This is a genomic window from Eubacterium sp. BL-380-WT-2B (assembly GCF_009696115.1).
Classification (GTDB): Bacteria; Bacillota; Clostridia; order Eubacteriales; family Eubacteriaceae; genus Eubacterium; species Eubacterium callanderi.
On the sequence record NZ_VUMP01000002.1, the window covers coordinates 467,765 to 486,869 of the forward strand.

The window sequence follows — 19,105 nt, forward strand, 5'->3', positions numbered from 1 at the left end:
GAAGTTCCTGTTTGAACTTCCGGCTCTTTGTGTGTTGTGTTTATTGCCAATGAAGTTTTATTTTCAGAAAGAAAAAGCCTTAGTCTTTACATTTTTCAATGGCAAAAGACATGAGTAAAACCCAATTGGTCATGCTTTCGGATAAATCCAGACCGGTGAGCGCAGTAATCCGGGTCAGTCGGTATTGAAGCGTGTTGCGGTGGATAAAGAGCTGTTCAGCCGACTGCTTCTGATTACACCTTGTGACAATAAAGGTACGCAGTGTTTCATAATATTCGGTATGATGATTTTGATCGTGAAGCTTTAGCTGTTTTAGGGCAGGATGGCAGTACCAGTCCAGTGGATATTTACCCGTATAGTTTTCAAGAAGAGCATAAAAGGCATAGCTTGTAAAATTCACCACTCGATTTTTATCCTTATGCTTTTCCGCAAGCTTAATTACGCTGACAGATTGGTTAAAATAGTGATGAAAATCCATAATGTCTGAAAAACGCCAGCTGATTCCAACACGGGCGTTGTCCTGCAGCGCCAGCCTTTCCAGGGCTTCACGCTGGAGGGAATCAACGCCTGAGGTGAGTGTACAGATATAGCCCTTTTTCTGCACGAGATGACCCTCTGGAAAAATGCTGTGCATTTCCTGTGAAAAGGCCCGTTTAATATACCGGTTATCATACCGGTCAACCAGGCGCGCGGTTACAGCCTGCATTTCTGAGGGAAAAACAAGGCCCTTCAGGCTGGCAGGACTGTTGTCTGCGTCGCCGTCAAGCAGGGAAAAAAGCGCGGTGGCGTAAGGCATATCCTGTAGAGATACCGGCGCCTGTGGATGATTACGAATGTAGGCGGTGTAGATAAGCTTGGCCAGTATGGGAAGCGTCTGCTGATGCATGGCGCAGATAGGCGTGTGATGGGCAACCATCACCAGGGCAGCCATTACATGCCGGTCCTCTTCAATTCGCGCGACGAGCTTGGGCTGTATGTCGCCCTCCAGGGTAATCTCCTGCACAGGCAGACCAGCGCGGCTCCAGTCCTGCATGGCGTCATTGGCACAGACCTTTCGAGAAAAGTCGCCGGTGTACGAGCCTTGACGGATATTTTCGGACCACAGGGGATCCATGATTTCAAAGTTGCTGGAATGGCACAGCACAGCGCCAAAAATATCAATAAGAATGAGCGCGTTTCCGACATAACGCGCTGCCGTGTTTAGAATGCGTTCCATATCCGAAGCGTTACTGGACAAATCGATAAGTTTAAGTAAATCCTCCTGGATAAAAGGAGCCGCGGGTGCACAGAGTTCATTTGCCAACAAGAAAAATCCTCCTTATAGAAAAATACAGATTTGACACCTGGGTTTTAATGATTTGTGCATTATGCATAAATTATCAACGTTTTTTCGGGTTTGTAACCGATATACATTATTCAGTCATGATGATATCATAAATATATAAGAAAAACAATCGGATAAAACAGGAAAAGGAGTGAAGAGAATGATTACATCATATGAGATTTTTGTACCGGTTATTATGGGAAGCGGTTCATCAATGCGCACTGGCATGAAGGTGCGGGAAATGGGATGTTTAAAAACTTTGGTCATTTATGACAAAGGAATGAAGGATACTGGCATCGCGGACCGCATTCTTGACAGCTTGCATGAAGCGGGGCTGGAAACCGTGATTTTTGACGGCGTGGTGCCGGATCCACCGGATACAATGGTGGAGGCGGCAGCGGAAGAAGCAAGGAAAGCCGGGGTCGACAGTATTGTGGCAGTTGGCGGAGGAAGTGCCATTGATACGGCTAAAGGCGTCAATGTGCTTATCAATAATCCGCCTCCACTCAGCAATTATTGCGGCGGTGTGCAGAATGGGTTGAAGCCTGGTCTGAAAATGGTATTTATCCCAACAACCAGCGGTACCGGCAGCGAAGTGACAAACATGTGTGTCATCTCTCTTGTGGCACAGAAGAAAAAGGACAGTGTCGTTTCACCAGTATGTCTGGCTGATTTAGCGATTGTGGACCCGGACCTCACGCTGGGGCTTCCCCCTAAGATGACTGCCGCAACAGGAGTCGATGCCTTTGCTCACGCGGTGGAATCACTGACCGGCGGACAGGCCAACCCGATGGCAGACGCGCTTGCGCGGGAAGCGATCCGGATGATCGTTAAATGGCTCCCAATCGCCATTGAGGATGGAAAAAACCTGGAAGCGCGTGAGCATATGATTTTAGCTTCCACCTTTGCCGGGATGGCCTTTACCAATGCGCTGGTACACATGGGGCATTCCATTGGACATACGTTTGGCGCCCTTTTTCACCTTCCGCATGGCATCGCCTGTTCTCTGGCGCTGCCGGAGGTCATTTGCTATACAGCAAAAACGGAGGCACATAAGGTCCGTGAAATCTGCGACTGTATGGGTGTAGAGGTGCCCGCGGATACGGATAATATGGCTGTGGGAGAAATAGCCCGCGAAGCGATTCGAGGATTTTTGAAAAAAACTGGAATGCCGAATATGAAAGCGCTGGATATTCCCAAAGAACCCCTGGGCGATATCGCAAAAGCAGTGACTCAGGATATTGGGTATGCCATTATCCCTTATCGTATCAGCGCTTCAAAAGTACACGAGCTGCTTCTGCATGCTTATGACGCATAAGAGAGAGGAGAATGAAGCAATGTGGAATAAAATAACATTGGAAATGGATACACTTTCAGTTAACAAACTGCCCCTGGACGAAGAATACCGTCTGCTGGGAGCGCGGTCGCTGGTAGCAGAGTATTTAATCCGAAATGTTCAGCCAACCTGCGATGCCTTAGGGTCGGAAAACAGAATTATTTTTTGTACGACCTTGTTTGCCGGCACACCAATGACGACTGCCGGACGGCTTTCGGTAGGGACAAAAAGTCCGTTGACTGGAGGAATCAAAGAAAGTAGCGTTGGTGGCTTGGCAGCAACGCTGATGGCAGGACAGGGAATAAAGCTGATCGAGGTTCTGGGTCAGTCTGATGGTCTGTATTATTTATATATTGACCCCGAAGGGCAGGTGTCATTGGAGGATGCCTCTGATTATCAATTAATGGGTAATTATGCTTTTAGTGCAGCGATGCGTCAAAAATATGGTGAGAAAACCGCGGTCATGTCTATCGGACAGGCTGGAGAACGCCAGTACAAGGCTGCATCTATTCAGGTGACTGAATTTGGCGAGGGTTACCCGTCACGTGCTGCAGGGCGCGGAGGCGTTGGTGCAGTTATGGGGAGTAAAGGATTGAAGGGGATTGTTATTGCAAAGGCCACAGAGACCTACAAACCAGAATACGCTGATGAAGCACTTTTTAAAAAAGCCTGTGGGAAAATTAATAAAATGATTGCTTCTGGCGCATCGAAGGATCCTTTTCATAATATTGGAACCATCTCAACCATTGAGGCAACCAGTAAAACAGGAATATTGCCAGTTCAAAATTTTTCAGGCCGTCTGATGGCTGACTGCAGCGGCGTTAGCGCGCAGACTTTTTTGACGAATCTGGCAAAGCGGGGCGGCTGCAATAAAAAGCCCTGCCAGCCTGGCTGTGTGGTACAGTGCTCCAATGTTTATAATGATGAAAAAGGCGATTACCTGACCTCTGGATTTGAGTATGAAACAGTGGCCCTCTTTGGACCAAACTGCATGATTACTGACCTGGATGTAATTGCGCGCATGGATCATCTTTGTGATGATATGGGAATTGACACCATCGAAATGGGAACAGGGATCGCGGTTTGTATGGAGGCGGATAAACTGGAATGGGGCGATACGGCAGCTGCCTACGCACTGCTTGAGGAAGTACGTGATGGCACAGAATTCGGTAGGGTGCTGGGGAACGGTTGCGAAAGTGCCGGAAAACACCTTGGCTGTGAGCGCATACCGGTTGTTAAACATCAAGCATTGGCAGGATATGATCCGAGAAATACAAAGGGAACAGGCGTTACCTATTCCACAAGCCCACAGGGGGCCGACCATACTGCTGGTCTGACCATGGGCCGGGCCTTTGATGACGCTGGACGCGCAGGGCAGGCCTATGCCTCAAATAAGCTGCAGTCTGTACTGTGCTTTGCGGACAGTATGATGTGTCTCTTTGCTTTTTCCAATTGTATTCCAGGGGTGCCTCATCTTGCAGAAATGATGGAAGGGCTTTATGGAGGAAGCTGGAAGCCCGCAGATCTTCTGGGACTGGGCATCAAATGCCTGATGACAGAAAAGAAATTCAATATGCTGGCTGGAATGACTACTGCGGATGACAGACTGCCTTCATTTTTTTATGAAGAGCGCTCCAGAGCCACCGGTTCTCAGTTTGACTTAATTGATGAAGAGCTGGACGCAATCTTTGAATTCTAATGGTAACCGTTATTGATCCTTTTGGAAATCAGATTCAAATTGATTTTCAGTCTGGCATGACCATCAATCAGGTGTTGGAGAAAGCACAGGTGGTTTTGAACAGACTGGATATTGTCTTAATGGATCAGAAAAAGATTATCCTCCCGCCTTTTGAAACAGAAGTGCAGGATAAAAGTATAATTCGTGTCCTCAGAATTGTCAGCGGTGGTTAATAACAATGACTCTGCCAGAAGTGTTGGAAAGATGGACGGATCAAAAATTTGAATAAGTAAATAAAAGGCCACTCTTTCGTGATAAAGAGTGGCCTTGTTTTTTTACAGCCCGATGCCAAATTTATTTAAGTAGCCCATAATAAAGATAAAGAGAATCACAAAAGGTAAAATCCAGGTTACATAAAAACGGATACCTTTTGGAAATTTTAAGCCGTTGCCAGTATTGGCCTCTTTAATAAAAGCATCCCAGCCCCAGCCTTTTTTAGATACACAGAACAGCAGATAAATAAGAGAGCCGAGCGGCAGCAGGTTATTGCTGACGATAAAATCTTCAAGGTCGAGAATACCAGTGCCTGAGCCCAGTGGCTGAAAGTCTGAAAGCACATTAAAACCGAGAATACAAGGCATGGATAAAAGAATTATAGCAGCCAGATTAATCAGGACAGATTTTTTTCGGCTGAAGCCCCAGCGGTCAATGGCAAATGAAATAATGTTTTCAAACACAGCAATAACCGTTGACAGCGCAGCAAAGCTCATGAACACAAAGAAAAGAGCGCCCCAGACCTGTCCCATGGGCATTTCGTTAAAAATGTTGGGAAGTGTCACAAAAATAAGGGCAGGCCCTTCGTTAGGCGCGACGTTGAAAGCAAAACAGGCTGGAAAAATAATTAACCCAGACATAATAGCAACAGCAGTATCAAGCAGTGTGACACGAAGAGCTTCGCCGCCAAGTGTGTGGTCTTTTCCGATATAGCTTCCAAATATCGCTAGTGCGCCGATTCCAAGCGACAGGGTAAAAAACGCCTGGCCCATGGCCGCGAAGATCGCCTCGCCTAAAATCATGTTTCCCTGAGGATCATACATCAGGTTATTGAAATCCGGCATTAAATAAAATTTCAGACCTTCCGCAGCACCTTCCAGTGTGATCGCGCGTCCGACCAGAATAATCATGACTGCCAGCAGACAAATCATCATAACCTTTGTGATCTTCTCGACTCCGTTTTGAAGCCCGCGGGAACAAACCCCCATACAGATCAATACTACGATGACCATAAAAACAGTCATCAGGACAGGCTGTCCCATCAGGTTCCCGAATTCTGCGGAAACACCATCGGCATTTAAGCCGACAAAATCCCCCTTGGCCATTTTAAAGAAGTAAAGCAGCAGCCAGCCGGCGATGGTGGTATAAAACATCATCAGCAGGTAATTTCCTGCGATGCCGAAAAAGCTGTATAGATGCCATTTTGTCCCTTTAGGTTCTAATTCGTCAAAGGAACGGGCAATACTTTTCTGACTGGCACGACCGACAGAAAACTCCATGACCATGATCGGCAGGCCCATGATAATTAAAAACAATAAATACAGTAAAACAAAAGCAGCGCCGCCGTATTTTCCAACAATATATGGAAAGCGCCAGACATTTCCCAAACCGATGGCACAACCTGCCGAAATCAGCAGAAAGCCCAGGCGGGATGAGAAGGTTTCTCTTTTTTGCATATTACATACCTCCTTTGCAAAAGTTTTCTTTTTAAATAAGTCCAACTTTTAAATTATATCAGAAAACCTTAATAGGGTCAATGGATGGAAAAAAGTACATAAAAAGGACAGGAATCTTCCTCCTGTCCTAAGAAATAAAGTGTTCTATTTTTTTGTGGGATGTTTGACTTCAACTTCTTCGCTTTCAGAATCATAAAGATTTTTGAAAATTTCCGCTGCTTTTATTCCAGCCTTTGCATAGCTTTCACCAACAGCGATCCCGGTTTCCTTATAGGCATTACCGATGTTTTTTCCAGATTGAATAATATTCTTAATTTCTTTTTTTAAACTTGACATTATTTTATCCGCCTTTCATAATATTTTGGTCAGTTTTTCTTGAATTTTTATGACAATAATATTATACTTTTATTTAAATCTATACACAATGTATAAAGTTTGGATGCTTTGTATGAAGTTAAATAAAATTTAAAAAAATGTATGAATTTGAATTAATTATCCTAGAATTATTTACATTATTTAGAAAGGGAAAAGTATGGTCGGGGAAAGACGAGATGTGCGAAAATCTAAAGAGGCAATTAAGAATGCTTTTATTCAGCTCATTATCAACCAGGATATTCGAAAAATAACAGTTAAGGATATTCTGACACTTGCAGATGTGAGTCGGGGAACCTTTTATGCGCACTTTCTGGATATTTACGATGTCCAGGAGCAGGTTGAAAATGACTTGATGGACCACTGCATACAGGTTATTGGAGAAAATAGCATTGACAATATTATCGATGATCCTTATCCACAGGTTTTGAGATGTATACAGTTTTTGGTGGAACATGCTGAAACCATTCGGAGTCTGTCCCAGGGAAATCAGAATGGAGCGTTCATTACCAAATACAAGGTTATTTTAAAAGAAGGACTTTTCAGAAGTTCCCATTCAATTACAAATAATGTCACCTTATCCGTTGTAGATGCCTGTATCGTCGGTGCGGTCGTGGAAGGGGGGCTGGAAAAGATTATACGTGGTATCCCTTTGAATGCCGAGGAGACGGCTCGGATAATCAGCCGTTTTATTTCACGTGGGATAAAGGGAATGATCGAATAAAAAAGCCCCTTCGGAAAAACCGAAGGGGGGATATGTTAACTCAGGATTAAATAAAATCTGTTTAAGCAATGAGTGGAATTCCGGAAGCAACAGCTTTAGCCAGGTAAGCGTGTTTATTGAGACGGCGCCAGGTGATGCCATTAAATCCAGCTCCGCCAAGCATTTGCCAGATTTCTTTTTCAGAATACATGCGGATTTCTGTAACCTCATTGATTGGCTTACAGAAATTGTTGAGATAGCGCAGTGTAGCGCCAAGATAGGTGTCGCAGATAACCAGAATTCCCTTTGGCTTAAGTACGCGGTGTACTTCCTTCAAAACATTATCTGGGTAGGGATAGTGATGAAAGGTTGAAGTGCTGACCACAACGTCGAACTGATTATCTTCATAAGGGAGACACTGTGCGTTCCCAAATTTGAAAGATACGTTTTTGCCTTCCAAGCGTTCTTTAGCGCCATTCAGACGATCCAGAGAATAGTCAAAACCGCAGGCTTCCATGTCTGGAAATGTTTCAAAAAGCTGTTCAAGCATTTTTCCGCCTCCGCAGTCAAGGTCGAGCAACGTTTTAAATTCGTGCCCTTCGAGGGACTCCACAACTTCCTGACGACAGTCATGGGAATATTGTTTAAACTCACTGGTGTTAAACATTGCCGCTAAAACATCTCTACTGATAACAGATTTTTTTTCTGATTTTTCCTTGATACTCATAATAATACTTCCTTTCGGCTTCCTGTGCCTACAGTGTAGCACTTTTCAAATCAAAAATAAACCTTAAAATTCACTTTGATTTAAAAATACTGTATACATAAAGTGAATGAAACGAAAGATAAAAAACTTGCAAAAATGCCTTTATTAGAGGTCTTTTGAGCATTTAAAATGGAATTTAATTTAAAAATAATTCTTTCAAAACGAATGCCAAAAATTGCATTTATTGGAATAATTTGAAATCATATGATAAAGTGCCAAAGCGGTCAAAATGAAGTGAGTTTTAATAAATCTTAAAAAAATCTTAAGCAATAAAGAAGACCGCCTTCGCGGTCTTCTTAAATTGGATAATAGGTATTCAAAAAATCTTCACGCTGCTTCCAATCCGGCATCAGGTTGCCGAGGGCAGAGTTAAAACCAAAGTCATGGCTGGGATATTTAAAATGAATCATCTCATGCAGTGCAATATACTCAATACAGGGAACAGGAACTTTGATGAGCTCCAGATTCAAGATCAAAATTTTGCTTTTAGGAGAACAGGAACCCCAGCGGTCCAACATACGGTAGATTCTGAGCTGCGGCATCTGGAGGCAGTATTTTGCCGCCTTTACGATGGCTTCGGCCAGAATGGGAACAAAAACATCTCGGGCCTGTTCACGGTACCACATATCCAAGGCCAGCTCTTTTTGCTTGCGGTTACCCGGATCGTTGACCTCCATGATCATATTTTCGCCCTGTATACGTACACTGGGTTCTGCAGTTGTCTGCATGACAGAGAGGGTGTAGAAATGCCCCAGGTATTTATGTCGTTCGCCGGTTTCGTAGCGGTATACTTTATTGTGTTCCGGCGTAATTTTTTGTCCTTTAAACATGATGCTACCTCCAAATCTTTTTTAATTATACACGTTTTCAGCAGCCTGGGGTTAATAAATAGTTGGCGGGAAAAGGGAATAATTTGTGGATATAAAAATTTATCTTAACTTATGAAATTTATATTCATATTTCGATTTGCGGGAACTCTTATAAATGGTATAATAATAACATTGTCTGTTTAGGACAAAATCATTACGCTCATAACAAAGGAGAGAAAACAATGGAAACCAAACTCAGTGTTACGTTAATCGAGCATACCCCCGAACCAGAAAAGCTTGTGGCTGCTGCTGCTAAACTCTGTTATTCCCACGCTGGTGCTGCGGAAATTATGGAGGATCTGACCCCGGAAAATGTAGATAAATTTTTAAACCGCCTGATGGATATGGGGCACGCTTCTCCTATTGAACATGCCAGTTTTACTTTTGCGATTGAAGGTGTAAGCCGTGCTCTGACTCACCAACTGGTACGACACCGGATGGCGAGCTTTAGCCAGAAATCTCAGCGTTATGTTACGGAGGGTCAGTTTAATTACATTGTACCTTATGAAATCGCCAATATTCCAGAGGCGAAGGAGGAGTATATCCGCGCCATGGAAAACGCCCAGCATTCCTATGACGTGATTGCTGAAAAGCTCATCGAAAAGCATAAGCACAAATTAATGGCAGAAGGAAAATCTGAAAAGCAGGCTGCAAATATGGCAGAAAAGCAGGGGATCGAGGATGCCCGTTTTGTACTGCCAAATGCCTGTGAAACAAAAATTGTGGTCACTATGAATGTCCGTGAGCTGCTGCATTTTTTTAATCAGCGTTGCTGCATGCGCGCCCAGTGGGAAATCCGCGCATGTGCCATTGCCATGCTGGTAGAATGCCGCAAGGTTGCACCGATCTTATTTAAAAACGCCGGTCCACGCTGTGTGGAAGGCCCTTGTCCTGAAGGCGTAATGAGCTGTGGCAAGATCAATGAAGTTCGAGAAACCTTTAAAGCTTTATAAGGACAGGTGTGCATAAAAATTAAAAAAGGTTGGAAAAAGTATGAATGACATTCAAAATCCATTAAAGCTGAACATTATTTTATCACTGGTCGCATCCATTTTGGGCATCCTGGTGGTCTTTGTACCTGGCATGGTGGCGGATATCGGCCCATACCAGTTCTATTGCAATTATTTTGGAATTATCCTGATCGCCGGCGGTATTCTCTTCGCTCTGTTTTATTTCAAGCGCTACAAAGCGTTTGAAAGCTTTATGAAAAGCGACGAAGAAAAAATCTGTTGGGAATATGATGATGCTTTATATGAAAGCTTTATTGGCGAGCTCAATGCAATCCAGAAAAAGGCCAGTAAAAAGAAATTTTTTATTCTGCTGGCGATTATAGTTGTTTTATCTGTTATCCTGTTTTTTATGTTGGGTGAAGAAAGTAAAATGCTGGCTGTAGCCTTCGGAATGTTCTTTGCGGTCACAGCGGTAGTATTTGTGCTAATTGCGCCAAACTCTTTCCGCTTGAGAGCGACCAATAAGCCCTATTGTTCCATTATCGGTGTGGATCAGGCCTACATGATGGGCCGTTACCATTCCTGGAACCGTGCCAGAGCGAAGGTAAAGGAACATGACAATGGACAACATGTTTACCGAGTGCTGGCCATCAACTATGAAGCCATGACGGTCAATGGTAAACTTTTTAGAGAATGGAACGCTTTGATGCCCAATGAAAATTCTGAAACAATTCAGATTGCTAAGGGGATGGCCAATAAAATAAATCGACGTACCAAGGAATTTGAAGGTAAAGGCAAAAAGAAAGATATCCTGGAACGTCTTTTTGATAAAATGCTTGGCCGTTCTGATGACGCCAAGGATGATAAAAAAAGCAAGAAAAAAGACATCTGACAAAAAATCTTAAACATTCCGGTAATTTTTCCGGAATGTTTTTTTGTGTTTGAGAAGCCTTTAATATGCAAATTTTGTTGAATGAAAATATTTTATACCGTTCTCTATGGTAGACAGAGATATATCCGTATGGTATAATAAACCATACCCCCAAAGTAGAAGGTTTTAAGGATATAAAATGAAGCGTCAAATTTTACAGAAAAGCTCCCCAAAAGAGGAGAAAAACAACCTTTTTTATTATACACTTCTGCGAATCTTAATTTTGGTGTTTGCAGCGATGCTGGTTGGATCCATGGTTTTAACGTATTTTTTCAACTTGGATACCTATCAAAATAACCTCAGGCACCAAACAGAAACCGCAGAAGCGATGCTTGCAGACACTATTGATCATCTGGGTGATGAAACCCTTTATCTCAGCACCAGCACCAGTATTATTACACTGCTGGAAGGTGGGGATGGTATCGCTGATGGTGATGGTAACGAAAAAGAAGCAATCTATGTGGTCGAAGAGGCTGTAAAGCTGATGCCGAATTATGTTGGTATGCGTATTTTGGGAAAAGATAATCAGATTTATCTTAAAAATACTGCGCTTCAGATCATTGATGAGCTGGACAACAGTGCAATGAATAATTCGCCGGATTATTTTAAATACACTCCATATCGGGTAGACTTTACCACGTATAAAGATGAAGCGGTGGTAGAGGTATGCGCTCCGGTCTGGTCTGCAGGCAGCGAGTATCTTGGCTGTATTAGCTTGTATTATGATAATGATTTTATCAGTCTGCCCGATAACGAAAATGGGCGGAGCACGATCCTGTTTGACAGCAACAGCTGGATGCCAGTGGCAACAAAAGGGGATCTCAGTCTCAGTGATGCTAATGAAGAGGTGGTCAATTGCTCTGGACTTCTGGAAGGAATGATTGAAACCGAAAACACGTATGAATCTTTCACCTATGTTAATTCGGATGGGCAAAAGATGATGGGCTTTGTGGCAAGGGACGCACAGTACCCTATGGCACTTATGACCTCTGTAAGCAGTCGGGTGATCTTTCAGACGATTTTGAAATATTCGGCCTATCAAATTATTTTGACCATTATCTTGATGAGTATTTTTGGTTTCGTTCTTTATTATTTTTACAGCCGGATGAAGCGCCCGGTTCTTGAAATGAAGGAACGATGTCAGCGCAGGTCTGAGGGTGAGGAAGAGATTGACTTTGGCCATTATAACGATGATGACTTAAACGCCTTGTCCGATACTCTGTTAAGCTATTGTAAAAAACTTGAAAAGTCTGCTTTCATAGACTTTCATTTGAACTTAGCAAATTTTTCAAAGGGTTACCAGGATATTCTTCGTTTTATTCGAAAAGGCGAACCTTTTACAGTCTATATGCTCGATGTGGCAAATTTTGGAAAGTACAACCGTATTTTCTCAAATGAAACTGGAAATAAGATTCTTTTAAGCATCAGCAGTGGACTTCAAAAGATTTTTGGTGAGCAGATATATCACGTCTACGGTGACCGGTTTATGGGAATAAATGCTATGCAGGATTGCGATGATGGAATTCAGCTGGAACTGCAAAAGTTGATGGACTCAGAGATAACCGTTGGTGCGGCAAGCTTTCAGCTTAAATATAAGGTTGGTGTCTGCCGTTATCCTGAACATGGTGACAATGCCAGTGAATTGGTGAGGAAGCTCTGGCAGACACTGAGATTTGCAAAAAAATACAGCGAGGAAGGGGTCGTCATTTATAATCAGACAGTGCTTAACGATGTGGAACGTGAAAGTAAAATTCTTGAACTGTTAAACAGACAAATCGAGCTTCAGGATTTTGATGTCTGGTATCAGCCGGTTTATGACTACAAGAAGAAATGCTATACAACGGCTGAAGCCCTGATGCGGCTTCAGGATGAAAATGGACAGTACATTCCACCTTATGAGGCTATACGGGTGGCCGAAAAGAATAATCTTGTAACAGAGGTCGGAGAACTGGTATTGACAAAAGCCTGCCAAACCATGAAGTTTTTGTCTGACCAGAAAACGAGTATTGAAAATATTACGGTGAATCTGTCGGTGCAGCAGCTGGTAGATCAGAATTATGGGAAGAAAACGTTGAATATTATCCGTGAATCTGGTATTACGCCAGACCGGATTTGTGTGGAAATCACAGAAGCCCTGCTCTTGCAGTCTTTCCCGGCGGCCATTGATGTCCTGAACCAGATGCACGCAGCCGGAATTCGCATTGTTTTGGACAACTTTGGATCAGGTGAAGTCAGTATTTCATATTTTTCTCAGGTTCCTTTTGCTTTTGTTAAGCTGGACCATCGTCTAGTGCAGCAGGTACAGCAGAATCAGGAACAGTTTGAGTTTGTTCAAAAAATGGTCGAGATGATCAAGATTAAAGAGGTAAAGGTCGTTGCAGAGAGGGTTGAAACAAAAGAAGACCTGAACTGGATGATTCGCTGTGGGGCAGATTATGTACAGGGATATTACTATTCCAAGCCTCTTGAAGAAAATGATTTTTGGGAACTGGTTAAAAAGAAAAGCTAAGCAAAATAAAGGGGGCATCGCATTTCGCGGTGCCTCCTTTATTTTATGCTAAATCGATTTTATCCAGAATGCCGGACAGATGCGCAATGGTAACGCCGTAGTTACACATTGGCACGCCCTGGCTCCGGGCTTGTTCGACTCTGGAGAGCACATGCTTGCGGTTAAACATGCAGCCGCCGCAGTGAATCACCAGGTTATAAGGCGTCAGGTCCTGAGGAAAATCATTACCGGCTACGATGTCTACGCCCAGCCCCTTTCCGACACGCTTTCTGAGCATACTCGGGATTTTTTCGCGGCCGATGTCCTCCTCGAGAGGCGCATGGGTACAGGCCTCTGCAATGAGAATCCGGGAGCTTTCTGTCAAACAGTCAAGAGCTCTGGCACCTGCAACAAAGTAATCCAGGTCTCCCTTATAGGCAGCAAACAATACCGAAAAGGAAGTGAGCTTGCTTTCAGGAGGTTTTTTATCATAGATGGTTTTAAAGACCTGGGAATCGGTGATGATGAGCCTTGGTGGGGAAGCCAGGCAAGCAAGGGCTTCGTCAAAACGATCAGCAGTAGCGCTGTGGACAATACACTTTTTATCCAAAAGTTCGCGGATAGTCTGTACCTGCGGCAGGATAAGCCGTCCCTTAGGCGCCTGAGTATCCTGTGGCATGACCAGCATGACCAGATCGCCGTCTGCGCAAAGGTTACCGGTAATACTCTCAGCCTCGTGGTCTTTGGGTAGGGATCGGATTAATGCTTCTCGTATACGGTCCATGCCCTCTTTTGTTTTTGCGCTGACAATCAAAGGAGGCACTCCAAGCCGGGCTTTGATTTCAGAGGCCAACAGCTCAATATCTGTCAGAATATCGGATTTATTGATGATGGGGATAACGGGTGTATTTCGTTTTTTAAAGGCATCAATCCAGTTGTATTCTTCTTCAGTATGGGTATCGCCCCAGACTATAAGGGCAATATCGGTTTTATCCATGGCCTTGCGGGTCTGTCCAACACGCATTTCGCCAAGCTCACCGATGTCATCAAATCCGGCAGTGTCGATAAACATACAGGGCCCGATGCCATGGATTTCCATATATTTGTAAACAGGGTCGGCGGTGGTGCCGGCCACGTCTGATACCAGTGCGATTTTCTGACCGGTCAAAGCATTGATCAATGAGGATTTGCCGCTGTTGCGTTTTCCGTAAATCCCAATATGGAGCCGGTTCGAACGAGGGGTAGATGTTAAACTCATAAATACTCCTTTTTAATGTCTGCCAAATAATCAGAAGCGGAAATCCCGCTGGCCCTGGGAGATAGCCTTGAGGTTTTCAATGGCGATATTTCGCACTTTATCCTTTGGAATGTCCTTTAATTCCTCGTTAATGACAAAGTCCCCTTTGGCTTTGGTATCGGGGCTGGCGTAGTCCTCAAGGTATTCTTTCAGTGTGATCAGTGCGTTGGGCTGACAGCAGTTGGCAATCTGTCCAGCCTTTACCAGACTCATAAACCGGTCGCCAGTACGTCCCTCGCGGTAACAGGCCGTGCAGAAGCTTGGAATATATCCAAGCTGTAACAGCCAGTTGACTACTTCATCAAGGGTGCGAGTATCACTGACATCAAACTGGGCAGAGTTATCCTCTTTCTTTTCGGGCTCGACATAGCCGCCGACAGAGGTGCTGGAGCCTCCGCTGATTTGGGAAATACCCAGATCCAGAACCTTTTCACGGGTTTTCTGGGATTCCCGGGTTGAGATGATCATCCCTGTGTAAGGCACAGCAATGCGGAGAACCGCGACGATTTTCTGGAAGATTTCATCAGAGATGGCATCGGAGAAGGAATCGGGGTTAATATCGTCCGCAGAGCGGATACGCGGTACAGAGATGGTGTGCGGCCCGACGCCCTTTGCGGCTTCCAGGTGTTCGGCGTGCATTAAAAGCCCTATGAAGTCGTAACGGTACATATTGAGCCCGAATAGAACGCCGATGCCCACATCATCAATACCGCCATCCATGGCGCGGTCCATGGCTTCAGTATGGTAAGCGTAGTCATGCTTAGGCCCTGTAGGATGCAGTTTTTCATAGTTTTCTTTATGGTAGGTTTCCTGGAATAAAATATAAGTGCCAATACCGGCATCTTTAAGCTTTTTATAGTTTTCTACTGTGGTGGCAGCAATGTTGACATTGACACGGCGGATGGCGCCGTTTTTATGTTTGATGCCGTAAATAGTCTTGATGCTCTCCAGCACATACTCAATGGGATTGTTGGCTGGATCTTCGCCGGTTTCCAGAGCCAGACGCTTATGTCCCATATCCTGGAGGGCAATTACCTCATCGCGTATTTCTTCCTGGGTCAGTTTTTTTCGCCGGATATGCTTGTTCTGACGGTGATAAGGGCAATAGACACAGCCATTGATACAGTAGTTTGACAGGTAGAGCGGGGCAAACATGACGATCCGGTTGCCATAAAATTTCTGTTTAATTTTCTTGGCGAGGGAATACATTTTTTCATTTTCATCCTCAAGCTCACATTCCAGCAGCACAGCAGCTTCCCGATGGGTCAGGCCTTTGCAGTCTTTTGCGCGCTCAATAAGGCTGTCGATGAGCTCTCTGTTATTTTTGTTGGCCTCTGCGTATTCAAGAGTTTCTAAAATTTCTTTGTGGTTGATGAATTCAGTTGCGGTTGATGATTCCTTATTGTACATTTTGATACTTCCTTAGCTAAACTTATTTTTTGACCGCGTCACCGCGGTCTACAGCCAGATTATAGCCGATCCGGCGCATACGCTTCTGAAGGCAGGAACGGCACTCGGCCGCCTCGTCTCCGGTACAGATTTTGTTGTCATACAGGGCATATTTTTTTCGTACTGTAAGGGGTGACAGATTTGGCATGACCACATTGGCACCTGCCAGCACACCTTTTTCACGGCCGCTGGGGTCAATGGTTCCCAGGGCAGTAGTTGCCGGTATCAGGGCATTTGGCAGCATGAGGCGGATCAGACCAATTAAGAAAAGGGTTTGCTCCAGAGTACCTGCCCTTTTTTTGCCAAAAGGGGTATCCTTTTGGGGAATAAAAGGCCCTATGCCCACCATGAATGGTTCCAGTGCTTTCATGAATAAAAGATCCTCGGCCAGATGCTCAGCCGTCTGTCCGGGTGAACCGACCATCATGCCTGTGCCTACCTGATAGCCGATGGATTTAAGATTATACAGACATCTCTGGCGTCTTTCGGGAGAAAGCGCTTTGGGATGCAGAGTATGATAATGTGAAAAATTTGCTGTTTCATGCCTTAAAAGATAACGGTTCGCACCGGCAGCGTAAAGGCGTTTATAGGATTCGGCGCTGCGTTCGCCCAATGACAGGGTAATGGCGCAGTCAGGATAGGTGTGGCGGATACGTCCGACGACGCGGCACATCCGATCATCGTTAAACCAGGGGTCCTCACCGCCCTGGAGAACGAAAGTTCTGAAACCCAGTTTGTAGCCAGTGGCACAGCAGTCCATGATGTCATCCTCGGAAAGCCGGTAGCGTTTTACACAGCCATTACCTCTGCGGATACCGCAGTAGTAACAGTCGTTTTTACAGTAGTTAGAGAATTCAATGAGTCCTCGGGTGTAAATCCGGTTGCCATAATATTTTTGAGCCTGGCTACGGGCCTTCTCAAAGAGAAAGGCCGAGAGCTCCGGTGTCTGTTCGGTAATCAGTTGAATCCATTCGTCCTTTTCCAGCGACTCATTTTGTTCCAGCTTACAGATTAGTTCTTTCATTGTTTACTGTGATGGCAATTTTGAATAAACGGTTTTGGCATTAACATTTGGCAGCATGCCCAGCTTCCCGGATAATGCGCTGATCACATCCGTGGGGGCATCGACAATGACACTGATGACGGACACATTACGTTGTTTGTAGGGAATGCCCATTCTGCCGATTATAAATTCGGAGTAGTCATGTAAAATGGCGTTGAGGCTTTCTACCGAATCGGGGGTTTCAACAATAATTCCAATTAATGCGATTCGTGTTTCCATAGCATCTTCCTTTCTTAGTAATGTAAAAGTATCAAAATGCAAAAAGCTCCCTGTGCCGAAAAAGGCTCAGGGAGCGATCATAACAAAATAAGGCTTGCCCAATTTCATTAAAAATGAACACATTGGCAACCCGTGGTTATTTGCCCGCCTTCGCGGTTTGGGAAATCCCTTACCTTCAGCACGATACTTTTGTAAAACTGGCAGCCTTGCTTAGGATTGGCACGAAGCCTCTCGGACAGCCGATCTGCTAGTATGAATTTACTATAGCACAGTTTTTAGTTGGTCGCAATATTTTTTAATTTAAGAACAAAATTTTACTTTTTTTGGCACACTTTAATGAAAATTTTCATTTATCTATGCCACTGAAAAACAGTTTGAAGATATAACGCATAATAGTGAAACGCCACACGACGCATGCCAATACTCCTTTGGCGGTGACAACCGGCACTTTTTTGATTTTTTTGCTCGCGAGCACCTTGGCCACCTCACCGATGAGCTGAAAAATCTGGCCGATGATCAACGCTCCAAAGTTTGGCGCGCCGCCAGTCAAGCTGTACCCATAATAAAAGCGCCGGCGATGACGATTGCCAGAACAAGAATTTTTCTGTGGGTTACCTTGGTTGTTACCATAAAATTTTTGCGTCTCAAAAAGAAAAAGAATTACCATAGACTGGGTATAGGTTACACAATATTCAGAGGTTTCAAGGTTCAGCAGAACCTTTTGCCTGTTGGGGATTAAAAAATTCTGTATAATAAAAATTATCTTCCTGCATTTGCCTAATACATCCCGAAATATAACTTTAAACAATATATTTAGCTTACTAAGTATATTAATCCAAAGATTCTTTTTGTCAAGGAACAACTAAAAAACGGGCTGCCGATGTAGTCGGAAGCCCGCAGAAGCATAAGTTTATTCGGGGTAAATCAGATTGTCGTCAGTCAGATTCATTAAAACTTCATCAAGAAATTTTTTAGATTCATACTTTGCCATACCCAGATTCATATCAAGATAATTACCGCAGTCTCTCGGGGCAGCGCCGGGGACATCCCCCTCAAAATCAGCCATAAACTTAAAGAGGTCTGTTACCAGAGGCACCACGTCATTTGAGGTCAGGTCACCTTTCATCAGCAGGTAATAGCCGGTGCGGCAGCCCATGGGCCCAAAATAGACGATTTTTTCACTGAGTTCAGGGTCATTGCGCAGATAAGTAGCGCCGAGATGTTCGATGGTGTGAAGCTCAGCGGTATTGATAACCGGCTCGCGGTTTGGCTCCTTCATGCGGATGTCAAAAGTGGTGATGCAACCATCGCCACAATAATCTTTACGTGAAACATAGATTCCACGCAATAAATCAATATGGTTAACGGTAAAGCTTGCGATTTTTTTCATGATGTTTCTCCTTTATCATTTAAATAGACGTTAAGCGTCTCAAGATAATGCACCAACATATTGCCGCAGGGATGAATCTGATATTTTTTATCGAAGGCGGCATAGGGAATGGACTTGCGGCCATCCTTTTTGGATGCGTCCCAGTAAGCCTTTAAAGTCTCATAGGGCAATAAGTAGTGTTCATCAAATAGTTTAAACCAAACGATGAGAAAAGACAAGCCCTCCTGCCGGTTAAAGGCGTCCATGAACTCGATCTGATGCTCGTGAATATTGGCGATAGGGAGCCGTTTCTGGTTGGTTTCCTTGGCGTCAAAACAGATGGGAATACCCTGGACATTGCCCATATAGTCGACGGTGCTCTTTTCTTCAAAATAAGCCAGCTTAATAGTTCCTTTGCCCGGGTCCAGCTCTATGGGCTTAATGGCGGTTGGAAGTTTTTGGACAACGGCCAGCCCCTGCTCAAGATAAATTTTGTTAGTCTGGTTAATGCATTCCTCAAGATAACTGCCGCGCAGGCCGCGGCTGTGCCAGTATCCCATA

19 protein-coding genes are annotated in these 19,105 nt (G+C 44.3%); 7 read left to right on the forward strand and 12 right to left on the reverse strand.

Translation table 11 applies throughout. The annotated features are described in order from the left end of the window. Positions 1-79 precede the first annotated feature (79 nt). Positions 80-1,303, reverse strand: coding sequence for a helix-turn-helix domain-containing protein (locus FYJ53_RS05110; protein ID WP_143074437.1), 1,224 nt, complete (start codon positions 1,301-1,303; stop codon positions 80-82). Positions 1,304-1,484: 181 nt separating this feature from the next. Between FYJ53_RS05110 and FYJ53_RS05115 the strand changes: the two genes are divergently transcribed. From FYJ53_RS05115 to FYJ53_RS05125, 3 genes are read left to right on the forward strand one after another with little or no spacing between them, the layout of a single operon-like run. Beyond that, a complete protein-coding gene (locus tag FYJ53_RS05115; protein ID WP_090414566.1) occupies positions 1,485-2,642 on the forward strand; it encodes an iron-containing alcohol dehydrogenase in 1,158 nt (385 codons plus the stop codon). Positions 2,643-2,661: 19 nt separating this feature from the next. Then, positions 2,662-4,359 (forward strand): aldehyde ferredoxin oxidoreductase C-terminal domain-containing protein, encoded by a 1,698-nt coding sequence (locus FYJ53_RS05120; RefSeq protein ID WP_195840236.1) that lies wholly within the window; start codon positions 2,662-2,664, stop codon positions 4,357-4,359. After that, complete coding sequence (locus tag FYJ53_RS05125; protein WP_013381658.1) at positions 4,359-4,571, forward strand: hypothetical protein; 213 nt, start codon at positions 4,359-4,361, stop codon at positions 4,569-4,571. Before FYJ53_RS05120 ends, FYJ53_RS05125 begins: the two co-directional genes overlap by 1 nt. Positions 4,572-4,673: 102 nt before the next feature. Here the strand turns inward: FYJ53_RS05125 and FYJ53_RS05130 are convergent, their stop codons facing one another. Next, on the reverse strand, positions 4,674-6,068 hold the full coding sequence (locus FYJ53_RS05130) for a sodium-dependent transporter (protein ID WP_154557062.1): 1,395 nt from the start codon (positions 6,066-6,068) through the stop codon (positions 4,674-4,676). Between the two features lie 144 nt (positions 6,069-6,212). Then, the gene (locus tag FYJ53_RS05135; RefSeq protein ID WP_090414570.1) at positions 6,213-6,404 is read right to left on the reverse strand and encodes a hypothetical protein; all 192 of its coding nucleotides are present in this window, start codon (positions 6,402-6,404) and stop codon (positions 6,213-6,215) included. A gap of 217 nt (positions 6,405-6,621) precedes the next feature. Between FYJ53_RS05135 and FYJ53_RS05140 the strand changes: the two genes are divergently transcribed. Further along, the gene (locus FYJ53_RS05140; RefSeq protein WP_143074438.1) at positions 6,622-7,164 is read left to right on the forward strand and encodes a TetR/AcrR family transcriptional regulator; all 543 of its coding nucleotides are present in this window, start codon (positions 6,622-6,624) and stop codon (positions 7,162-7,164) included. Between the two features lie 61 nt (positions 7,165-7,225). On the opposite strand, the gene FYJ53_RS05145 is transcribed toward FYJ53_RS05140, so the two are convergent. Both FYJ53_RS05145 and FYJ53_RS05150 read right to left on the reverse strand, forming a co-directional pair. Next, entirely contained in the window at positions 7,226-7,870 is a 645-nt protein-coding gene (locus FYJ53_RS05145) for a class I SAM-dependent methyltransferase (RefSeq protein WP_013381653.1), read from the reverse strand. Between the two features lie 335 nt (positions 7,871-8,205). Beyond that, positions 8,206-8,739, reverse strand: coding sequence for a M48 family metallopeptidase (locus FYJ53_RS05150; RefSeq protein WP_154557063.1), 534 nt, complete (start codon positions 8,737-8,739; stop codon positions 8,206-8,208). Between the two features lie 221 nt (positions 8,740-8,960). On the opposite strand from FYJ53_RS05150, the gene thyX reads away from it, so the two are divergent. The 3 genes from thyX to FYJ53_RS05165 all read left to right on the forward strand — a co-directional run bounded on the left by thyX (position 8,961) and on the right by FYJ53_RS05165 (position 13,168). Further along, a complete protein-coding gene (thyX, locus tag FYJ53_RS05155) occupies positions 8,961-9,731 on the forward strand; it encodes an FAD-dependent thymidylate synthase (protein ID WP_154557064.1) in 771 nt (256 codons plus the stop codon). 40 nt (positions 9,732-9,771) lie between these two features. Next, positions 9,772-10,620 (forward strand): hypothetical protein, encoded by an 849-nt coding sequence (locus FYJ53_RS05160; protein ID WP_154557065.1) that lies wholly within the window; start codon positions 9,772-9,774, stop codon positions 10,618-10,620. 277 nt (positions 10,621-10,897) lie between these two features. Further along, positions 10,898-13,168, forward strand: coding sequence for an EAL domain-containing protein (locus FYJ53_RS05165; protein ID WP_195840237.1), 2,271 nt, complete (start codon positions 10,898-10,900; stop codon positions 13,166-13,168). Between the two features lie 43 nt (positions 13,169-13,211). On the opposite strand, the gene hydF is transcribed toward FYJ53_RS05165, so the two are convergent. From hydF to FYJ53_RS05195, 7 genes are all read right to left on the reverse strand, one after another. Continuing rightward, positions 13,212-14,405, reverse strand: a complete 1,194-nt coding sequence (gene hydF / locus FYJ53_RS05170) for a [FeFe] hydrogenase H-cluster maturation GTPase HydF (RefSeq protein WP_013381648.1) — start codon at positions 14,403-14,405, stop codon at positions 13,212-13,214. Positions 14,406-14,435: 30 nt separating this feature from the next. Then, positions 14,436-15,854 (reverse strand): [FeFe] hydrogenase H-cluster radical SAM maturase HydG, encoded by a 1,419-nt coding sequence (gene hydG, locus FYJ53_RS05175; RefSeq protein ID WP_154557067.1) that lies wholly within the window; start codon positions 15,852-15,854, stop codon positions 14,436-14,438. Between the two features lie 22 nt (positions 15,855-15,876). Beyond that, positions 15,877-16,917 (reverse strand): [FeFe] hydrogenase H-cluster radical SAM maturase HydE, encoded by a 1,041-nt coding sequence (hydE, locus tag FYJ53_RS05180; RefSeq protein WP_195840238.1) that lies wholly within the window; start codon positions 16,915-16,917, stop codon positions 15,877-15,879. A gap of 3 nt (positions 16,918-16,920) precedes the next feature. Continuing rightward, entirely contained in the window at positions 16,921-17,175 is a 255-nt protein-coding gene (locus FYJ53_RS21100) for a TM1266 family iron-only hydrogenase system putative regulator (RefSeq protein WP_013381645.1), read from the reverse strand. Positions 17,176-17,521: 346 nt separating this feature from the next. After that, the gene (locus tag FYJ53_RS05185) at positions 17,522-17,725 is read right to left on the reverse strand and encodes a hypothetical protein (protein WP_143074439.1); all 204 of its coding nucleotides are present in this window, start codon (positions 17,723-17,725) and stop codon (positions 17,522-17,524) included. Between the two features lie 360 nt (positions 17,726-18,085). Next, positions 18,086-18,565 (reverse strand): S-ribosylhomocysteine lyase, encoded by a 480-nt coding sequence (locus FYJ53_RS05190; protein WP_154557068.1) that lies wholly within the window; start codon positions 18,563-18,565, stop codon positions 18,086-18,088. Further along, on the reverse strand, positions 18,562-19,104 hold the full coding sequence (locus FYJ53_RS05195; RefSeq protein WP_154557069.1) for a Holliday junction resolvase RecU: 543 nt from the start codon (positions 19,102-19,104) through the stop codon (positions 18,562-18,564). The genes FYJ53_RS05190 and FYJ53_RS05195 overlap by 4 nt, the downstream gene beginning before the upstream one ends. Between the last annotated feature and the right edge of the window lies 1 nt (position 19,105).